Genomic DNA, 16,341 nt, shown 5'->3' on the forward strand with positions numbered 1-16,341 from the left:
ATAAGGCTGAAGCGGGCCGTGAGAGCGCGGATCGGCGTGAGCGAGCCGCTTACCCATCGGCCGGCGGCCAGCGCAGTTTCCCACGCCCGATGCGCAAAGCCGCCACAACCTTCGAGCCACCGGGCAGCCGACCCGAGAACAGGCTGGGCTTCGGATCGACCGCGGGCTTCTTAAAGGCTGCGACCCGCTGATAGTCTGGGGTCGTCAGCCAGGTCTTTCCGCCGTTGTCACCAGTAACGATTCGATAAAGTCCGGCGTTGGGGGCGACGGGGGTGTCGAGCAGGCGCTCGTAATGTTCCACGGACCACTTTTGGATGCCGCCACTGAGAGCCTCGGTACGGAAGCGCGCCCACAATGCCGCCGTATCGGGCGTCGGCCAATTGCCGGCATCTGTATAGGCAGTGATCTCATCGGACTCGAGCCAGGCTCGCATCTCTGCGGGCGTCACGAAGGCAGGCTTACCCTCGTCGATCGCCGCCATGGCGGCACGTCGTGACGGAAGGCCTGCCCGTATCAGCATGGCCATCATGAGTTGCGGGACCCCGGTTTCGAGCGCTGCAGCGCCGCCGCCAGCTATCGTTTCGGGTGACCCGCCGAGAGACATTCGACGCGTGCGGATGGCTTCGAGCGCCCAGACTAGGCGATAGGTGAAGGCCTCCTCAACCACGCGCATGTTCTGCGGTCCGATTTTGGAAACATCGTCCCCGGATACCCAGCTGCGTAGGATGGCTTTCCAGTTCGCCGGCAGCGCATTGTTCCTGTTGGGGATGAACGGCCGCATGAACAGAAGTCGTTCTCCGAGGCCTCCGAGGGCGTCGACCATTCCATCAATATCGCCGCTCAATGCCGCTTCGTCAGCCCGGTCTAGGAGATCGGCCAGCACGTCAGCCATGGCATCGATCGCAAGACCCGCTTCAAGGCCGACACCCATCGCGAAATGTCCACGCCGCGCCTGAGCGGTGGTGGTCTTCCAGATGAGATCGGCACGCGCCTCGATCACTTGCTTGTGGAGCGGGGCGACGTCCTCATCTTCTCTCGCGATTTGGCGGGCCCAGAGTGATCCTTTAAGGGCCTCATCCAAGAGCTTCGGCAAGTCAGCACGATCAGAATCGAGCGCTTCGATCAGACCAAACACCGTTGCATCCAGGCGCTCTACGATCTGCGAAAGGGGCTCTTCTTCGATAGCCTCTTCTGCATCATTATCGTCACCGTCCTCCTCGTCGTCGAGGATAACATCGGCATCATTTTGCCTCGCGGCCGATAAGCGTTCCGCCACGGAGGCCTCCTCCTTGGGAGAGCGCCAAGCCTCGCGGGCGTTCGCGAGATATTCCCAGGCGTCGTCGCGGTCGAGGACGCCTTCGCGAGAAAGGCGATCGAGGATCTCGGCGACAATCTGGATGAGGCCGCTCTTCAGGGTACGCGCTTTGGCGGAGGCGACCAGCTTCCCCCATTCCTTCTTTCGCCAGTCGATCTTGTCGAACATCACGTGGACGATAAGTCCCTCGACGTCCACGAACGCGCGACCGGCCCGACCCGCAACATTCGCGAATTCCTCGCCCGTGATCTTCTCCGAGGCGCGATACAACGCCGGGACCAAAAGTACGGCGGCGTTCAGATTGAGGCCCTGCGAGAGCGTCGGCGAGGCGACAATGACTTTCAATACCCCCTCGGACAGAAGAGATTCCAGCTCGCGCAAAAAGGGGCTCGGCAGTCGGCCGTGATGAATCGCAACGCCTTGCTTCAAGCAGGCAACGGCGGGATGGTCCTCGCCTAGCCACTCCTTGCCCACCTCCAGCGCGCGGGAGATCAACGCTTCGTCTTCCAGCAGTGAATCGAGGTAACCGCGCTCGCAGAGGTCCACGACCTGCTTGCCATAGCTCTCGACCCAGTTTGCCTGCGTTGAAAAAATCAGAGTGCGCTTGCCTTGGCTTGCAAACTCCCAGGCCGCGAACAGGGCGAGATGTGCGTTCTTGCGCGGATAGGACTTCTTCTCTTTCCCGCGTGGCGGCTTCTCCACGACGAATTTGTCGAGGAACGGGCCGCCGTCGTCGAGATCGAGACGGAGCAATGCGTCTTTGCCCCGCCAGGTGAGCGCGCCGAAGCGCTGTCGTGTCGGACGCCAGTCGGACCGCACGGGCTCACCCGGTTCGTCGGAGCGAATCCAGGCGGTAAGATCGTCCAGCTCATCGCCGCTGGGCAAAATGGCCGACAGGCATATGATCCGCCGGTCCCCGGCGTCCGTGCGCCGAAGCAAACGCTGCACCAGAGTCTCGTAGCGAATTTCGCGCTCGCTCGGACCAATCATGTGACCCTCGTCGAGAACGATCAGGCCGACATCATCGATCAGCGTCGGGTCGCTCCTCAGCGCGAAATCGAGCTTCTCTGGCGTCGCGATGATAATTTCGCGGGTACGCAAGGCGTCTTCATCACCGGAAGAAAGGCCGCTGGCACCGTAAAGTGACGAGACGCTGAACCCGAGGGGCGCGAAGGTCTTTCTGAAAGATCGCTCGGTTTGCGCCGACAGGGCGCGCAATGGCGTGACGATCAGAACTCTGCGCGCCGACGATAGTGTCATCAAGGCGGCGATCTCGGCAACCCGCGTCTTGCCGGCGCTGGTTGGCAGAGAGACGACTAAATCGTCAGTGACGTCGGTGGAACGCTGGGCCGCTTCCCGTTGCGATGGCCATAGCTCCACCTCGGAAGTCTTTCGGGCGTAGAGTGATGAAATGAAAAGTCGGCGCAGGTCCGGGTATTTTTCCTCTGTCCCCGCCGGCGGCTCGGTGGGCAGGGCCTCGTGCAACGAGTGCTGCCACAGGTCGTCGATCAGATGGCGACATAGGTTGGATATCCACCAAAGAGGTACGTTCCCTGCATTGTCAGCTAGGCTGACCGCAGTGCCGAGCAGGTCCCGTGCGGTCTCGATCGGCTCCGGTTCACCCGTTTCGAGCGCGAAATCGAAGAACGCCAAGGCCCGGCAGATCGTCGTGTTGAGGATTGTCGACAGCACCTCATCCATATCGGGCGCGTCGCCCTTTAGCGCTGCGGCGATCTGCTTATCGCCATGATCCGCGTCGTCCAACCATTCCCGGACAAAGCCACGTAACTGACCGAGATCGCGCAATATCAGATGTCGAACTGCCGTTTCGCCGGGCGAGGCGTTGAGATCGTCGTCCGTCTCGTTGAAGAGCGAATAGGCGACAGCCGAGAAGCCGGCCAGGTGATAGGCCGCGGCGGCGATCGTGCGCCGGAATCCCCGATCGCGCGCCTCTGGATCGCCATTGCGAACCAGCGCTTCGAAGGCATTGGCAGCGCGCTCGAAGGCCTTGCCGGTTAGATCCGAACTGCCCGCCTGTGAACGCAAGGCCAGAGCTCCGCGAAGCAAAGCGAAGCCATGTTCCGCAAGATCAGTTTCGATCGTCGCGCCGAGGGGCGGAGCATTTGGCGGTAGTTCGCCGTCCTCGCGCATCAATGACCATGCGGCACCGCGGTAGAGCAGCCGTCCAAGGATACCGTCGACGGTTGCGATCGACAGAAACGCGGTTAGTTCGTCAATCGTCTCCAAGGTCTTCCGCCCCTTGGTACATGTCTGCGATGAAGTCTTGGTGGTCTGCGACGTGGATGTTCACCACATAGTGGTCCCGATCGCTGCCCGTAGCCTCCAGATCGTTTTTTAGCGATGCGTGCGGGCCGTTGCCCGACACGGTGAAGAGCATGTGGTCGATACGGTTGGCACGAAGGGTTTTTAGCCCCACTTCATCACGAAGGCTGCGACCCAACGCGTTGTCGTCCGGATCGACGCTCTCGAGCAGGCGGTTGGCGACGAACAACAAGGAGTCTGGCGTGCAGCGTCCGTTGTCGCGATTGAGCACATTCCGAGCGCTCGTGACCGTAGATTTTCCGAGTACTTTATTGCTCTTGGCTTCGCCCTTCAGAAGCCAAAGCTTCTCATTTTTTCCACCATATCCAGCGCCAATGAAGTCGTCGCCGCGCATGGCCATGTTGCGGCCGTCCTTGTAGCGAAGTCGGCGCACAGGCACGCCCAGGCCGATTCCCTCCTCCACTAGCTCTGTTGCGAGAATCTCGCCAAGGTCGCCCGATCGTCCCTTGGCTGTTTGGGGCATCGCCTCACGCAGGATCTCCGCGGCTACCTTGTATCCAAGCCGATCTACGTCCTCGGCGATGCGTTCTAGTCTATCGTAATGCGAACGGATGGTTTCGGCTAAGTCGTTTCGGATATCGGCGCGGCCGCCATCCTTTTCGACAAAGGTCCAGTAGTGCTTGCGCTCGTTCTTTTCTTTGGTGGAATCGCACCATCGGTCGTACAGCGCCATCTTCCCCCCTTTGACTTGCTTGATTTAATTTGGCTTTGATTTTGCTCTTCGCAGAATTAGCGCGGTGCGTCGATAGAGTGTTGTCTTCGGAAACCAACGCCCCTCGATTACGAGTTCCGGCGTCAAGTTGCCTTGATCCCATCGAATACTAATTGTCAGTAGGGGCCACCAGGAGGGCGCACATGCGAGCAGTCAATATCATCAGAGCGAGGCGAAGCTGCAATGACCCCTGGTGTTGATAGCTGTTCGCTCATTCCCTTGTTCGTCGAAGCATATTTCGGCGATCAGCGGCTCGGCGTCGGAACGGCTTTCCCGTGGCTCCTGCCTGATACGAGCCTTGCACTTATAACCAACTGGCATGTCGCTGCGGGGCGAAATCATGAAACCGATGCATGTTTGCATCCGATGGCGGGCATTCCTGATCATTTGCGCGTTCATGTGCCTAAGAACGAGCGTAGCGATCCAGCACATATTGTGTCCGTCACGACTTTGGACGCTGAGGGCCGCCCGCTGTGGACCGAGCATCCGACGCTAGGAAGAGCGGTCGATGTTGTGGCGTTGCCGTTTGTTCCGCCTCTCGATCTCTGTCTCATGCCGCTGAACGCGATGCCGATGGTCCCTCTTAAGCAACGCGTCGGTATGCCGGTGTTCATACTTGGATTTCCATTTGGTCGGGCGGGAATGGGAATGCCCGTTTGGAAACAGGCAACATTTGCGAGCGAGCCGTGCCTCGCTCCGCATCTGGACCAGCCCTATCTGATCGTCGATTCAGCGTCGCGACCGGGGATGTCCGGTTCGCCCGTGATCCAGCGCGCGCATGGAAACATCGAACTTGAAGACGGTCGCACCGGCACGGTTGGCAATGGTGACGGAGCATTCAATTTCGTTGGCATTTATTCTGGTCGATTCCATACCGAAGAGGCCAACGACGCGCAGTTGGGCCGTGTGTGGCCTCGCGCTCTACTCGACGAAATACTGACGTTTCACGTCGCCGCTAAAATCGGAAACTTAGGTCGAACTCATGAAGCCGGATGATGCGGCGATAGTCCAAGCGGCCGCCGAATTTCGGTCTGCGCTGGATGCTATTGACGATCGGCACTGGCGAGCAGTCTACATTAATCGGTTCCCCCGCGGCGCGTGCGGCCATTGTTCCGAACTCTTGGCGCTTTTCCTTCTTGATCGCTTCGGGATCACTGCGGACTATGTCTCTCGCGAACTCTATTCCGACGCGGGTGAACGCGAGACTAGCCATGCATGGCTCGAATGGAACGGTCTCATCATCGATATCTCGGGCGACCAATTTGGATGGCCGACGGTGATCGTAACCCGCGATCGCAGCCGATATGATCGCGGTATTGATGAGCAGCGCCACCCGTTCAAGATGGATCCTTCATGGTGGTCGCAGCAGTGTTCGGGAATCTGGGCCGCGGTTCAGCCCTTTTTGTCGGGCGGGAACCTGAAATAGGCGTTTGGCGAAGTCGCGCCTCGATAGCCCGCGGCTTTTTGTCAGGCGGGTCCGCCGCTCAGAAAATCGGGAGTTTGCGCTCCGTCATAAGCCGGCGTCTCGAGCGCCGAAGGCAACACATCGTTCAATAGGCCTCGTCGCAGACGGTCGTAGGTGGCGATCGATATCTTTGGACTTAGGTCCTGGAATCCTGCCCTTACCCTTCGCTGTGCTTCACTCTCGAAGCGGGAATCCCCGATTACGATCGTGACGCCGTCGGGCTGCTTTATGCGCTCATTCCCGACATTCACGCGGACATTCTCGATGTAGTTCGCGAAATGGCTCATGTACTCGCCGCACTGAGCCAGCGCTTTATGAGCTTCCGTGCTGAGGCCGTCGCCGCGCTTGTTCGAAAACTGAACGTCTGGTCGTTTTAGCTCGATAATCTGCCAGCTATATCCAAGCGAGTTTTGCATGGCTGCGATAAAGTCGGGAATGAGGCCGGGCAGACCGTTCACCTGATTGGTCCGGATCCATCGCTTCGAATATGCCCATGTCCCGTGATGACCAGTCGTTTTGAATGCATATTGCAACAGATAGGGATGCGCTTCGATCAGCTTTTGCATTGTCTCTTCCGACCCTAGCGCCAACGCCGCGTCGAATTCTCCGGCGAGCTTCGCGCTGAAATCCCGTCTCGAACCGTACAGTGCTTCCGGAAAATGCGCCGCAAGTTCCTCATGAAACCGCGCCTGATTTTCCGGTTTGGATATCTCGAATAAAGTGGGCATGTCTTCGCTCCCGTTGAGCACAAAGTCTAACAGCGACTAGGGCGCTTGGAAGCCCCTACTGAGCGCGGCATCTAGTGGGCGCACTCTGACCTCGACAGGCTCGGCCAGGGGTCGCGCTGATGGCGGGCCGCGCGGCGCACTCGGCTCGCTTTCCTTGCGAGGCGGCGGCTAGGCCCAGGCCCGCATCGCACGCCGCCCCGCCGCGGGCTCGCCGAGAGCGCGTCACTCTCTTGCCGTCATCGGTTGATGACGGGGAAGGCCGTGCGGAAACTCGGTGTACCTTTGGCGGCGCCGATTAGCGCAAGCTGCGGAATGTGACCGACCAGCGAGGCATTTCCATAGCTGCGATGCTATGCTCCCAGTCGTTCCGCACCTCGCCGGCCATATGATAGATCGACCGTGGCAGCAGGTCTGCGGTCGCGCGGTCGAATGCTGTGCCGTTGCGCCGACGGAAGCGCATCGTCGCCGACGCGCCGAGCGACAAGCCGATGACATGCTCGAATACCGGGCGATCTTTGTGCCAGCCGATGCCTGCCCCGACGCCATACTGAATGAGCAGCGCCTGTTCTAGCTGATCGGGTTCGATGCCGGCGAAGCGCGCCGCAAGAGCGCGGATCGGCGCGAGCCAGGCGGGCATGGCCTCGCCGGGGGCGAAGCGGCCGGTCTGGAAATCATAGGTCCAGCCGAACGAGCGCGTCAGCCTTTTCCCTTCCCATTGCTGGAACTGGAAAGGCGTGAGCTCGGCCGTCTCGATACGCGTAATCAGATCGCTCTCCACGGCGGGCGTGATGACATCGTCGCGATAGGAGAGGCCGGGAAGTAGGGATGGGCCGAAGAGGTCTGGCTGGGGCACGGGCCGCGGCGCCCGCGCGGCGGAGCTGCGCGTCACAGCGCGAGCGAGGCTTGCGCCAGCAGCGGTTCGACGAACAAGGTGTGCCGCAGCGGCTCTGCGAACAATTCTTCATTCGGTAGCGTGCCGTCGAGCCAGTGCATCACGTTGCGCCGCTCGATGATGACACCGTGGCGCGACTGATAGGGAATGACGTCGGCACCCGCCGGAATCGTGAGGATGCGGTAGGACAGCGGCCAGTCGGCGAGCGGCGGGTCCCAGACCGCCGCGAGATAGAAGAAATTGCCGCTGTCGAGCGTGACCCGGTAACGATGATCGCCCGTGCCCATGCGAAACTCCGATGCCGGGATCAGGCAGCGGCGATTCGGGAAGGCTCGGCCTTCGGTGCGGACGAAACGATAATTGATGCCGTCCGAGAACCGCGGATCGGAACCCCAAACGGCTTTGACCATTTCGACTTCGCCCATATTGTCCGGATTGCGGCGGACAAGCGCTGTCACGCCGCCGCCGGGAGCATCAGAATCAAAAGGGGTTGGCGCGATGGTCATGGTTGGAACATAATAGGAACGAAGATGAGTCGCAAGAGCCAGGGGGCGAGAGCGAATGTGCAATGATTATCGGCTGGAAGTCGACATCGCCTCGATCGCCGAGGATTTCGACGACCTGAAGATCAAGATCGATATGCCCGAAGGCGCGCCGAACGTTCCCGCGCGCGAGGATGTCCGCATAACCGACATGGCCCCGATCGTGCGGAGCACCGATGGCGGCGGGATGGGCGAATTGGTCAATCGACGCTGGAGTTGGCCTGGCCCGAAGGGCAAGCCGGTCTATAATTTCCGGTCCGAGGGCCGCGATTTCTCATCGCATCGTTGCCTGGTCCTGTGCGACGGCTTCTATGAATTCACCGACCCCGCCGACAAGGCGCAAAAGCGGCTCGATAAATGGCTCTTCACGATGAAGGATCATCGCTTGTTCTGCATGGCGGGCATCTGGCGCGAATATGACGGCGGCGAAGCCTTTACGCTTCTCACGATGGACGCTGGTCCCGATATCGCGCCCTATCATCATCGTCAGATCATTCCGCTCGCGTGCGATCAATGGGCGGGCTGGCTCGACCCGCGCGTCCCCGCCGCCGATGTCCTCAAATGGCTGCCCGCTGGCAGCCTCGAGCCGACACAGGTGTTCGGCAGGCCGCCCGCGCAGGGCGCGCTGGCGCTATGACGGATTCCGATAGGCTCGACCATTTCGTCGCAGCGCAGGAGCAGATTTACCCCCGCGCTCTCGACGAAATCCGCCGCAGCCGGAAACGCTCGCATTGGATGTGGTTCATCTTTCCGCAGCTGACGGGGCTGGGACGCAGCGCGATGGCGCAGCGTTACGCGATCGCCGATGCCTCGGATGCACGAGCCTATCTGGCGCATCCCATTCTCGGCGCGCGCTATCTCGAATGCGTCGAGGCCTTGCAGGACCTGATTGGTAGCGATCCAGTAGCTGTGTTCGGCGAGATCGATGCCATGAAGCTGCGTTCGTCGCTGACCTTATTCGAGGCCGTTGGCGAACTGTCGCTCTTCTCGGCCGCTATCGAACGGTGGTTTGGCGGCAAGCGCGACCAGCGAACCGTCGATCTGCTACAGGGATAGGGCATAGCACCGGCACCGGTATGGGCCGGTCTCGCTTGCCGATTGGAGGGATGATGGCGCTGGAACTCGACGTTGCATGGATCGGCCTTGGCGGAGTGGTCGTTGGCGGCCTGATTTCGGGGCTTATAACTTGGCTTGTTCAACTCGGCGAGCGGCGGAAATATCGGCGCGAGCGATCATGGGATTTGCGTCGCGAGGCCTATACCGGGATTATCGGCAGCCTCGACAGGGCGCGAGCTATCCTCGCCTATATCGACAAGGGTTATGACGAGAACCCGCAAGGTTTCGACGGAAGCGAGCATGAGCAGCGCGCCACGACGCAGATGATCGAGCAGATGCAGGCGGCCCGTTTCGCTTACCACGCCCAGCGGCTCATTCTCTCGCAGGCTTTCGTTGCGCGGTACGAAACCTATCTCGCCGATATGGATGCGGTGCAGGAAGCGAATCTCGATCCGCCCGAAAAGGCGCATCAGGCTGCGACGGCAATTGCCGATGCCGTCGTCGCTCTCGAGAATCTGGCGGCAGCCGAACTGGGTTTCGACTTCGAATAAGCCTTCATAATTCGTGGCTTCGTGCGCGAGGGGCAGGACTTCACATCTGCCTGCTTGACGATCATGCCGACTCAATAGAACATAAGGAGAACAATTGAGTCGATATCAGCATGACCGCACCGCCTTTTTCACAGCCCCGGCCGAGTGTCGAAGAGCTTCAAGCGCTTCGCGAGACCGTGGCGCGCGTCGCCGCGGCACGCGGACCGGTGCTGCCGTTCGGCGTGGGACCGATCGATCATCTGCTCGCTGCCGGCGGGCTCGACGGCGCGGGCCTGCACGAAGTCGCGGCTGCCTCGGCAAGCTGGAGCGACGATGCAGCGACAACGCTTTTCGCGGCGGGGATCGCCGCGCGCTTCGCGGCGGCGCCGGGGGTGTCGGCGCTGTGGGCGCTGACGCGGTTCGATCTTTACGCCCCGGGACTCGAGCAGGCCGGGCTCGGGCCCGGGCGCGTGCTCTATGCGCAAGGCAAGAGCGACCGCGAGCTGCTTGCCCTGTGCGAGGACGCGCTGCGCGACGGGTCGCTCGCATGCGTTGTCGCCGAGGTGAAGGCGGCTGATCAGACCGCGACACGGCGGCTCCAGCTCGCTGCCTCCGAAGGCGGCACCCCGATGCTGCTCTACCGCCGCTACCGTCGTTACGGCCAATGTCCGCTCACCGACTTGTCGCTGGCCTGCACGCGCTGGCGGATCGGCAGCCTTGCTTCGACCCCGCTGTCGATGCCCGGGGTGGGGCGCGGGCGATGGTCGGTCGAACTTGTGCGCCAGCGCGGCGGGCCGCCTTTCTCCCTCGAACTGGAGGCGTGCGATGACCAGGGTCGCCTCGCTCTTCCTGCCGCAACTCGCGATCGAGCGGTTGCGACGGGCAGCGCCGATCTCGCGCTCGGGCACGCCGCCTGAACCCGCGCGGCTCGGCCCGCGCCTTCCCGAACCCGTCGACGACAATCCGGGCACCTGCTCGGTGCCGCGCGGTGGCGGCTGGCGCCCGGGTGCGAGTTGGGCGCGGGACACGGGTTCGGCCGCGCCGAACCGGGACTCTGTCGACGCGCGTCCGGCGCACCAGCGACCGACCATGCGTGAGCTGGGGCGGCGCAGTGAGGCGGCCGCGCCCGTCTTTCGGTTATCGCGGGCGGATGATGGATGCCCGGCGCTCGGCGCGTCCATCGCGCCGCCACCGCTGCCGCTGTGGGGCGCTCGCCCGACCATCCTTATGGCTCGCACGGGCCAGCGCGATGTCGTGACCGCGGCCTGTCCGCTCGCAATCGATCTTGGACTCGCGCCCGGCATGGCCGCGGCGCATGCCCGCGCGCTGGTCACCGATCTCGATGTGTACGAGGCTGCGCCCGAGGCGGATCGGGCGTGGCTGGATCGGCTCGCCTTGCATGCGGTGCGCCACTGGACACCGGCTGCCGCCGTGTCGGGCAGCGACGGGCTATGGCTCGATCTCACCGGCACGACGCACCTCTTCGGCGGCGAGGCGCGCTTCGCCGCGCGGCTTGTGTCCTTCGTTCGGCGTCTCGGTTTCACCGCGTGCGTCGCGATCGCCGGCACGCCCGGCGCCGCGCACGCGCTCGCGCGCTTTGGCGGGGCGGCGGCTTTGGTCTTGCCGGAAGGGCGGGAGGGGGAGGCGCTGGCCGGGCTGCCGCTTCGCGCGCTCCGGCTCGCGCCCGAGGCGCTGGCGTCGGCGGCGCGTTTCGGAATCGAGCGGATCGCTGACCTTTACCCGATGCCGCGCGGCCCGCTCGCGCGGCGCCTCGGGCGCGGCGCGGTCGAGCGGCTCGACCAGGCGCGCGGCTTTCTGCCTGAGCCGATCGTGCCCGTCGTCCCTTTCGAAATGCCGTGCGCCGAGCGCCGGCTTCTCGAACCGATCGCCACCGCCGAGGCGATTGAACAGGTCATTTCGGATCTCGTCGCCGATCTTGTCGCCGACCTTCGGGAGCGCGGGCTCGGCCTTCGCGCGGCGGTGCTCCGCTGCGAGCGTGTCGATGCGCGCGAGCAGCTCGTCACGGTCGGCACCGCGCGCGCGACCCGCGACGCGAAGCATCTCGTGCGCCTCTTCAGGCTGCGTATCGACCGGATCGAGCCTGGGCTCGGGATCGAGGCGATGGCGCTTGCCGCGCCGCAGGTCGAACCCCTCGGCGCCGAGGTGATCGGCACGGGGTTCGATAGCGGACCGCGCGCCCCCGATCTTGCGCCGCTCGTCGATCAGCTCGCGGGGCGCGCTGGAGAGGGCGCGCTGTTCCGCCTCGAGGGCCGCGAAAGCGATGTGCCCGAACGCGCGATCGGCCGTACCGGCCCGCTCGCCCAGCCTTCCGGCTGGCCGGCTTGGCCGCGGCCGATCCGCATGCTCGCGCGGCCCGAAGTCCTGTCGAGTGTGGTCGCGCTGCTTCCCGACCATCCGCCGCGCCGCTTCGCGTGGCGCGGACGGTCCTACCGCGTCGTCGCGGGCGACGGACCCGAGCGCATCCACGGCGAATGGTGGCGAACGACCCGCGAAATGTGGGCGGTGCGCGATTATTTTCGCGTCGAGGCGGAGACTGGCGAGCGTTTCTGGCTGTTCCGCCGCGGCGATGGACAAGAAGACCGCACCGGCGATTTGAGCTGGTATATGCACGGCGTCTTCGGATGACGGTCCCCGCCACGACCTATGTCGAACTACAGGTGACCAGCCATTTCTCCTTTCTGCGCGGCGCCTCGGCGCCCGAGGAACTGTTCGCGTCCGCCGCGCTGCTGGGTCACTCGGCCCTCGGCCTCTGCGATCGCGGCAGCGTCGCGGGCATGGTGCGGGGGCTGTCGGGGCAGGAGGCGGCTGGCGTGCGCCTGATCCCCGGCTCGCGCATTGACCTCCGCGATGGCCGATCGCTCCTGCTTTACCCCAAGGACCGTGCGGCATGGTCGCGGCTCACCCGCCTGCTGTCGCTCGGCAAGGCGCGGGGGGGCAAGGGGAATTGCTGGCTCGACTGGCCCGATGTCGTGGCATGGGCGGAGGGGCTGGTCGCGGTCCTCCTGCCCGACGCCGCCGACGACCGCACCCGCCTCGACCTTGGCGAGCTGCGCGAGACCTTTGGCCGCGACGCCTATCTCGCACTCTCGCTCCGCCGCCGTCCCGGCGACTTCGCGCGGCTGCGCGCGCTCGACACGCTCGCCCGCGGCATCGGCGTGCGCTGCGTCGCGATGGGCGACATCCTCTATCACGCGCCCGAGCGGCGGCCGTTGCAGGATGTGCTGACCGCGATCCGCGAGAAAACGACCGTCGATGCGCTCGGCTTCAAGCGCGAGCGGTTCATGGACCGCGCGCTGAAGTCGCCCGCCGAGATGGAGCGACGCTTCGCTCTCTTTCCCGACGCGATCCAGGCCACCGCCGACATCGCCTCGGCGTGCCGCTTCGACCTCGACGAGATCCGCTACCAATATCCCTATGAAGAAGTGATGGCGGGGCGGACAGCGCAGGAGGCGCTCGCGGCGCTGACCGAGGAAGGCGCTGCGCGCATGTTTCCGGACGGCGTGCCGCCCGCCTATCGGAAACAGATCGACCATGAGCTGCGATTGATCGGAGAACTCGATTACGCACCCTATTTCCTGACGGTGAACTCGATCGTCGCCGAGAGCCGGCGGCGCGGGATATTATGCCAAGGGAGGGGGAGCGCGGCGAACAGCTGCGTCTGCTTCCTGCTCGGCGTGACCTCAATCGACCCGATCAAGCATGAGCTGCTCTTCGAACGGTTCGTGTCGGGCGAGCGCAAGGAGCCGCCCGATATCGACGTCGATTTCGAGCATGAACGGCGCGAAGAAATCATCCAGTGGATTTACGAGACCTATGGGCGGCACCGCTCCGCGCTGACCGCCGTCGTCACCCGCTATCGCACCCGCGGCGCGGTCGCCGAGGTGGGGAAGGCGCTTGGCCTGCCGCGCGACCTCACCAAGATGCTCACCGGCCTCGTCTGGGGCTGGTCGGTCGACGGCATCCCCGACGAGCAGATCGCGAGCCTCAACCTCAACGCCGACGATCATCGGCTGCGGTTGACGCTCGATCTCGCGCAGCAGCTCATCGGGACGCCGCGGCATTTGTCGCAGCATCCCGGCGGTTTCGTGCTGACGCAGGAGCGGCTCGACGATCTTGTGCCGATCGAGCCCGCGCGCATGGAAGACCGGCAGATCATCGAATGGGACAAGGACGATATCGACGTCCTGAAGTTCATGAAGGTCGATGTGCTCGGGCTCGGGATGCTCGGCTGCATGAACCGGGCTTTCAATCTGCTCGACGAGCATAAGGGAATTTCGGTCGGCATGGCCGACCTGCAGGACGATGACCCGGCGGTCTATGACATGATCCAGAAGGCCGATACCTTGGGCGTCTTCCAGATCGAAAGCCGCGCGCAGATGTCGATGCTGCCGCGGATCAAGCCCAAATGCTTCTACGATCTGGTGATCGAGGTCGCGATCGTGCGGCCCGGGCCGATCCAGGGCGACATGGTCCATCCCTATCTTCGCCGCCGCGAAGGCAAGGAGAAGCCCGAATATCCCAAGCCCGAGCTTCGCGCCGTACTCGAGAAAACGCTCGGCGTGCCGCTCTTCCAGGAGCAGGCAATGAAGGTCGCGATTGTCGGCGCGGGTTTCACCCCCGCCGAAGCCGACCAGCTTCGCCGCGCAATGGCGACGTTCAAGCTCACCGGCGGTGTCAGCCACTTCTACGACAAGCTCGTCGGCGGAATGATCGAGCGCGGCTATCCGAAGGATTTTGCCGAGCGGACCTTCAAGCAGATCGAGGGCTTCGGGAGCTACGGCTTTCCCGAGAGCCATGCCGCGAGCTTTGCGAAGATCGCTTACGCCTCATGCTGGATGAAGCATCATCATCCCGACGTCTTCTGCGCTGCGTTGCTCAACGCGCAGCCGATGGGCTTTTATGCGCCCGCGCAGATCGTCAGCGATGCGCGCAAGCATGGCGTCGAAGTGCGCCCGGTCTCGATCAACGACAGCCATTGGGATTGCACGCTGGAGGAAGGGAAGGGTCCCTATCTCGCGGTTCGTCTCGGCTTCCGCCAGGTGCGCAGCCTCGCCAATGTCCATGGCGCCGCAATCGTCGGCGCGCGCGGCGATATGCCTTTCGATTGCGTCGAAGATGTGTGGCGGCGCGCCGGGGTCCCGCGCGCCGCAATCGAACGGATCGCCGAAGCCGACGGCTTCGCCTGCCTCGCTGAAGACCGGCGGCAGGGCCTCTGGAAGGTGCGGGGTCTCGGCGAGCATCCGCTGCCGCTGTTCGCGGCGGCGGATGCTCGCGAGGCCAGTTTCTCGCCCGAGGGGCTCGAACCCGCGACCTCGCTTCGGCCAATGACCGAGGGGCGCGAGGTGGTGGAAGATTACCGCACGTTGCAGCTATCGTTGCGCGCGCATCCGCTGAGTTTCTTGCGGGATGAGCTTGATACGATGGGTATCGTGCGCTGCGCCGATCTCGGACAGATCCGCGACGGGCGCAACATCGAGGTCGCCGGCGTCATCCTTGTGCGGCAGCGCCCCGGCTCGGCGAAAGGCGTTCTGTTTGTGACGATCGAGGACGAGACCGGCATCGCCAACGGTATCCTCTGGCCCGACCGGTTCGAGATATACCGGCGCCAAGTCATGTCGGCCTCGATGATCGCGATGCGCGGACGGCTTCAGAAGGAAGGCGAGGTCATTCACATCATCTGCGACCGGATTATCGATCATGACGCGATGTTGCGGTCGATCGCGCAGGGCGACGTCTCCATTGCGCCTGGACGCGGGGATGGGGCGCGGAACGGAGGCGGACCGGACTCCCGCGACGCGCCGCTGCGCATCCGAAGTCACGATTTTCACTGAAGGCGCGGTCAGCTTTGACCCGGCGAGGGATACGATCCTGTGGAACGACGATTCTGACGAGAAGGACGATGCAGTTTGGCAACACGGAACGGCAGTTTCAGTTGCTCGAAATTGTCGACGATCCAGCGCATTTGGTCGCCGCTCAGCCGATCGGAAGAGGATTTTACTTCGATCAGCAATATTTCATCGTCGCGCCAGAGCAACAAATCGGGCCATCCGAGATAGCGACCCCAATAGTCGTCGACCAAGTAACGAAGAATTACGAGGATCGTGCCGGGAGGAAAAATCTCGATCAACTGACGCGCCCGATCGACGTCGCGGTCTTGGTGTGCCCACAGATATTCCCGCAATCTCGCGCTGTGGAAGCGCCAATAATCGAATAACCAAAGCAAATCGCCAGTGTCGACATGGCCGTCAGGCTCAAAGAAGAAAGAGAAATGTTCGTCAACCGCGGCCTCGCGACGCCGCCCATAGCCCGGAGTGCCGAAATCGTCCGGGAGGTGCGTCCATATCATCTCCCTGGGAACACGGGCATCGAAAGCGGTACGCGATCCAAACGTCACTATTCGGTTTTGGGGATCGGCTCCATCTTCGATGAGCAGCCACATCATTACCGCGAACAAGGTGTGAAGAGGGCGACTTTCCAGCTCGAGCACGGACCAGCCCAGCCTCTGATAATGACGCGAGACAAATGTCTCTGGCGAAACAGTTTCGCCCTCGATGAGCACGACGGCGCCCTTCTCGGGTGACTCTGCGTAGTCAGGATAAAATGATTCGACTGTCAAACGGCGTTCAAAAGGGACCCCCGATCGGCGTCGAAGAGGGACCCCCTTTGAGGATATGCTGAGGGTTTGTTGAGGATGGCCTTGCGCTGCGTGCGGCGGAGGGCGGGCGTAGCCCGACCGG

General features: G+C 63.0%; 14 protein-coding genes. 8 read left to right on the top strand and 6 right to left on the bottom strand.

Annotation, left to right across the window (positions count from 1 at the left end; genetic code table 11):
* Nucleotides 1–49: 49 nt before the first annotated feature.
* Together ACIPPQ_RS07510 and ACIPPQ_RS07515 are read right to left on the bottom strand one after the other, a co-directional pair.
* Nucleotides 50–3,562, bottom strand: coding sequence for a DEAD/DEAH box helicase (locus tag ACIPPQ_RS07510; protein ID WP_446543501.1), 3,513 nt, complete (start codon nucleotides 3,560–3,562; stop codon nucleotides 50–52).
* Entirely contained in the window at nucleotides 3,549–4,331 is a 783-nt protein-coding gene (locus ACIPPQ_RS07515) for a HamA C-terminal domain-containing protein (protein ID WP_446543502.1), read from the bottom strand. Before ACIPPQ_RS07515 ends, ACIPPQ_RS07510 begins: the two co-directional genes overlap by 14 nt.
* 222 nt (nucleotides 4,332–4,553) lie before the next feature.
* On the opposite strand from ACIPPQ_RS07515, the gene ACIPPQ_RS07520 reads away from it, so the two are divergent.
* Together ACIPPQ_RS07520 and ACIPPQ_RS07525 are read left to right on the top strand one after the other, a co-directional pair.
* A complete protein-coding gene (locus tag ACIPPQ_RS07520; RefSeq protein WP_446543503.1) occupies nucleotides 4,554–5,366 on the top strand; it encodes a trypsin-like peptidase domain-containing protein in 813 nt (270 codons plus the stop codon).
* The gene (locus ACIPPQ_RS07525; RefSeq protein WP_446543504.1) at nucleotides 5,353–5,796 is read left to right on the top strand and encodes a hypothetical protein; all 444 of its coding nucleotides are present in this window, start codon (nucleotides 5,353–5,355) and stop codon (nucleotides 5,794–5,796) included. Before ACIPPQ_RS07520 ends, ACIPPQ_RS07525 begins: the two co-directional genes overlap by 14 nt.
* A 41-nt stretch (nucleotides 5,797–5,837) precedes the next feature.
* Here the strand turns inward: ACIPPQ_RS07525 and ACIPPQ_RS07530 are convergent, their stop codons facing one another.
* The 3 genes from ACIPPQ_RS07530 to ACIPPQ_RS07540 form a co-directional block, all read right to left on the bottom strand.
* A complete protein-coding gene (locus ACIPPQ_RS07530; protein ID WP_446543505.1) occupies nucleotides 5,838–6,563 on the bottom strand; it encodes a Shedu anti-phage system protein SduA domain-containing protein in 726 nt (241 codons plus the stop codon).
* 295 nt (nucleotides 6,564–6,858) lie between these two features.
* The gene (locus tag ACIPPQ_RS07535) at nucleotides 6,859–7,416 is read right to left on the bottom strand and encodes an alpha-ketoglutarate-dependent dioxygenase AlkB (protein WP_446543506.1); all 558 of its coding nucleotides are present in this window, start codon (nucleotides 7,414–7,416) and stop codon (nucleotides 6,859–6,861) included.
* Between the two features lie 32 nt (nucleotides 7,417–7,448).
* Nucleotides 7,449–7,913 carry an SOS response-associated peptidase family protein gene (locus ACIPPQ_RS07540; RefSeq protein ID WP_446543507.1) on the bottom strand — a complete coding sequence of 155 codons (465 nt, stop codon included), beginning with the start codon at nucleotides 7,911–7,913 and terminating at the stop codon, nucleotides 7,449–7,451.
* A 103-nt stretch (nucleotides 7,914–8,016) separates the two neighbouring features.
* Between ACIPPQ_RS07540 and ACIPPQ_RS07545 the strand changes: the two genes are divergently transcribed.
* The 6 genes from ACIPPQ_RS07545 to ACIPPQ_RS07570 all read left to right on the top strand — a co-directional run bounded on the left by ACIPPQ_RS07545 (nucleotide 8,017) and on the right by ACIPPQ_RS07570 (nucleotide 15,435).
* Nucleotides 8,017–8,634, top strand: coding sequence for an SOS response-associated peptidase (locus ACIPPQ_RS07545; protein ID WP_446543508.1), 618 nt, complete (start codon nucleotides 8,017–8,019; stop codon nucleotides 8,632–8,634).
* Nucleotides 8,631–9,053 carry a DUF1810 domain-containing protein gene (locus tag ACIPPQ_RS07550; protein WP_446543509.1) on the top strand — a complete coding sequence of 141 codons (423 nt, stop codon included), beginning with the start codon at nucleotides 8,631–8,633 and terminating at the stop codon, nucleotides 9,051–9,053. Before ACIPPQ_RS07545 ends, ACIPPQ_RS07550 begins: the two co-directional genes overlap by 4 nt.
* Nucleotides 9,054–9,106: 53 nt before the next feature.
* Nucleotides 9,107–9,604 (top strand): hypothetical protein, encoded by a 498-nt coding sequence (locus ACIPPQ_RS07555; RefSeq protein ID WP_446543510.1) that lies wholly within the window; start codon nucleotides 9,107–9,109, stop codon nucleotides 9,602–9,604.
* Between the two features lie 110 nt (nucleotides 9,605–9,714).
* Entirely contained in the window at nucleotides 9,715–10,500 is a 786-nt protein-coding gene (locus ACIPPQ_RS07560) for an ImuA family protein (RefSeq protein ID WP_446543511.1), read from the top strand.
* The gene (locus tag ACIPPQ_RS07565) at nucleotides 10,409–12,229 is read left to right on the top strand and encodes a DUF6504 family protein (protein WP_446543512.1); all 1,821 of its coding nucleotides are present in this window, start codon (nucleotides 10,409–10,411) and stop codon (nucleotides 12,227–12,229) included. Before ACIPPQ_RS07560 ends, ACIPPQ_RS07565 begins: the two co-directional genes overlap by 92 nt.
* A complete protein-coding gene (locus tag ACIPPQ_RS07570; RefSeq protein ID WP_446543513.1) occupies nucleotides 12,226–15,435 on the top strand; it encodes an error-prone DNA polymerase in 3,210 nt (1,069 codons plus the stop codon). Before ACIPPQ_RS07565 ends, ACIPPQ_RS07570 begins: the two co-directional genes overlap by 4 nt.
* An 8-nt stretch (nucleotides 15,436–15,443) precedes the next feature.
* Here the strand turns inward: ACIPPQ_RS07570 and ACIPPQ_RS07575 are convergent.
* On the bottom strand, nucleotides 15,444–16,341 hold an 898-nt coding region (locus tag ACIPPQ_RS07575), incomplete at its 5' end, for a VRR-NUC domain-containing protein (RefSeq protein WP_446543514.1).

It is taken from the genome of Sphingopyxis sp. LARHCG72, assembly GCF_052871675.1.

Bases quoted from the DNA above. Each gene is read 5' to 3' on its own strand.
- ACIPPQ_RS07570 (WP_446543513.1), top strand. From the start codon at position 12,226: ATGACGGTCCCCGCCACGACCTATGTCGAACTACAGGTGACCAGCCAT.
- ACIPPQ_RS07545 (WP_446543508.1), top strand. From the start codon at position 8,017: ATGTGCAATGATTATCGGCTGGAAGTCGACATCGCCTCGATCGCCGAG.
- ACIPPQ_RS07565 (WP_446543512.1), top strand. From the start codon at position 10,409: ATGACCAGGGTCGCCTCGCTCTTCCTGCCGCAACTCGCGATCGAGCGG.
- ACIPPQ_RS07530 (WP_446543505.1), bottom strand. From the start codon at position 6,563: ATGCCCACTTTATTCGAGATATCCAAACCGGAAAATCAGGCGCGGTTT.
- ACIPPQ_RS07550 (WP_446543509.1), top strand. From the start codon at position 8,631: ATGACGGATTCCGATAGGCTCGACCATTTCGTCGCAGCGCAGGAGCAG.
- ACIPPQ_RS07560 (WP_446543511.1), top strand. From the start codon at position 9,715: ATGACCGCACCGCCTTTTTCACAGCCCCGGCCGAGTGTCGAAGAGCTT.
- ACIPPQ_RS07515 (WP_446543502.1), bottom strand. From the start codon at position 4,331: ATGGCGCTGTACGACCGATGGTGCGATTCCACCAAAGAAAAGAACGAG.
- ACIPPQ_RS07555 (WP_446543510.1), top strand. From the start codon at position 9,107: ATGGCGCTGGAACTCGACGTTGCATGGATCGGCCTTGGCGGAGTGGTC.
- ACIPPQ_RS07525 (WP_446543504.1), top strand. From the start codon at position 5,353: ATGAAGCCGGATGATGCGGCGATAGTCCAAGCGGCCGCCGAATTTCGG.
- ACIPPQ_RS07520 (WP_446543503.1), top strand. From the start codon at position 4,554: ATGACCCCTGGTGTTGATAGCTGTTCGCTCATTCCCTTGTTCGTCGAA.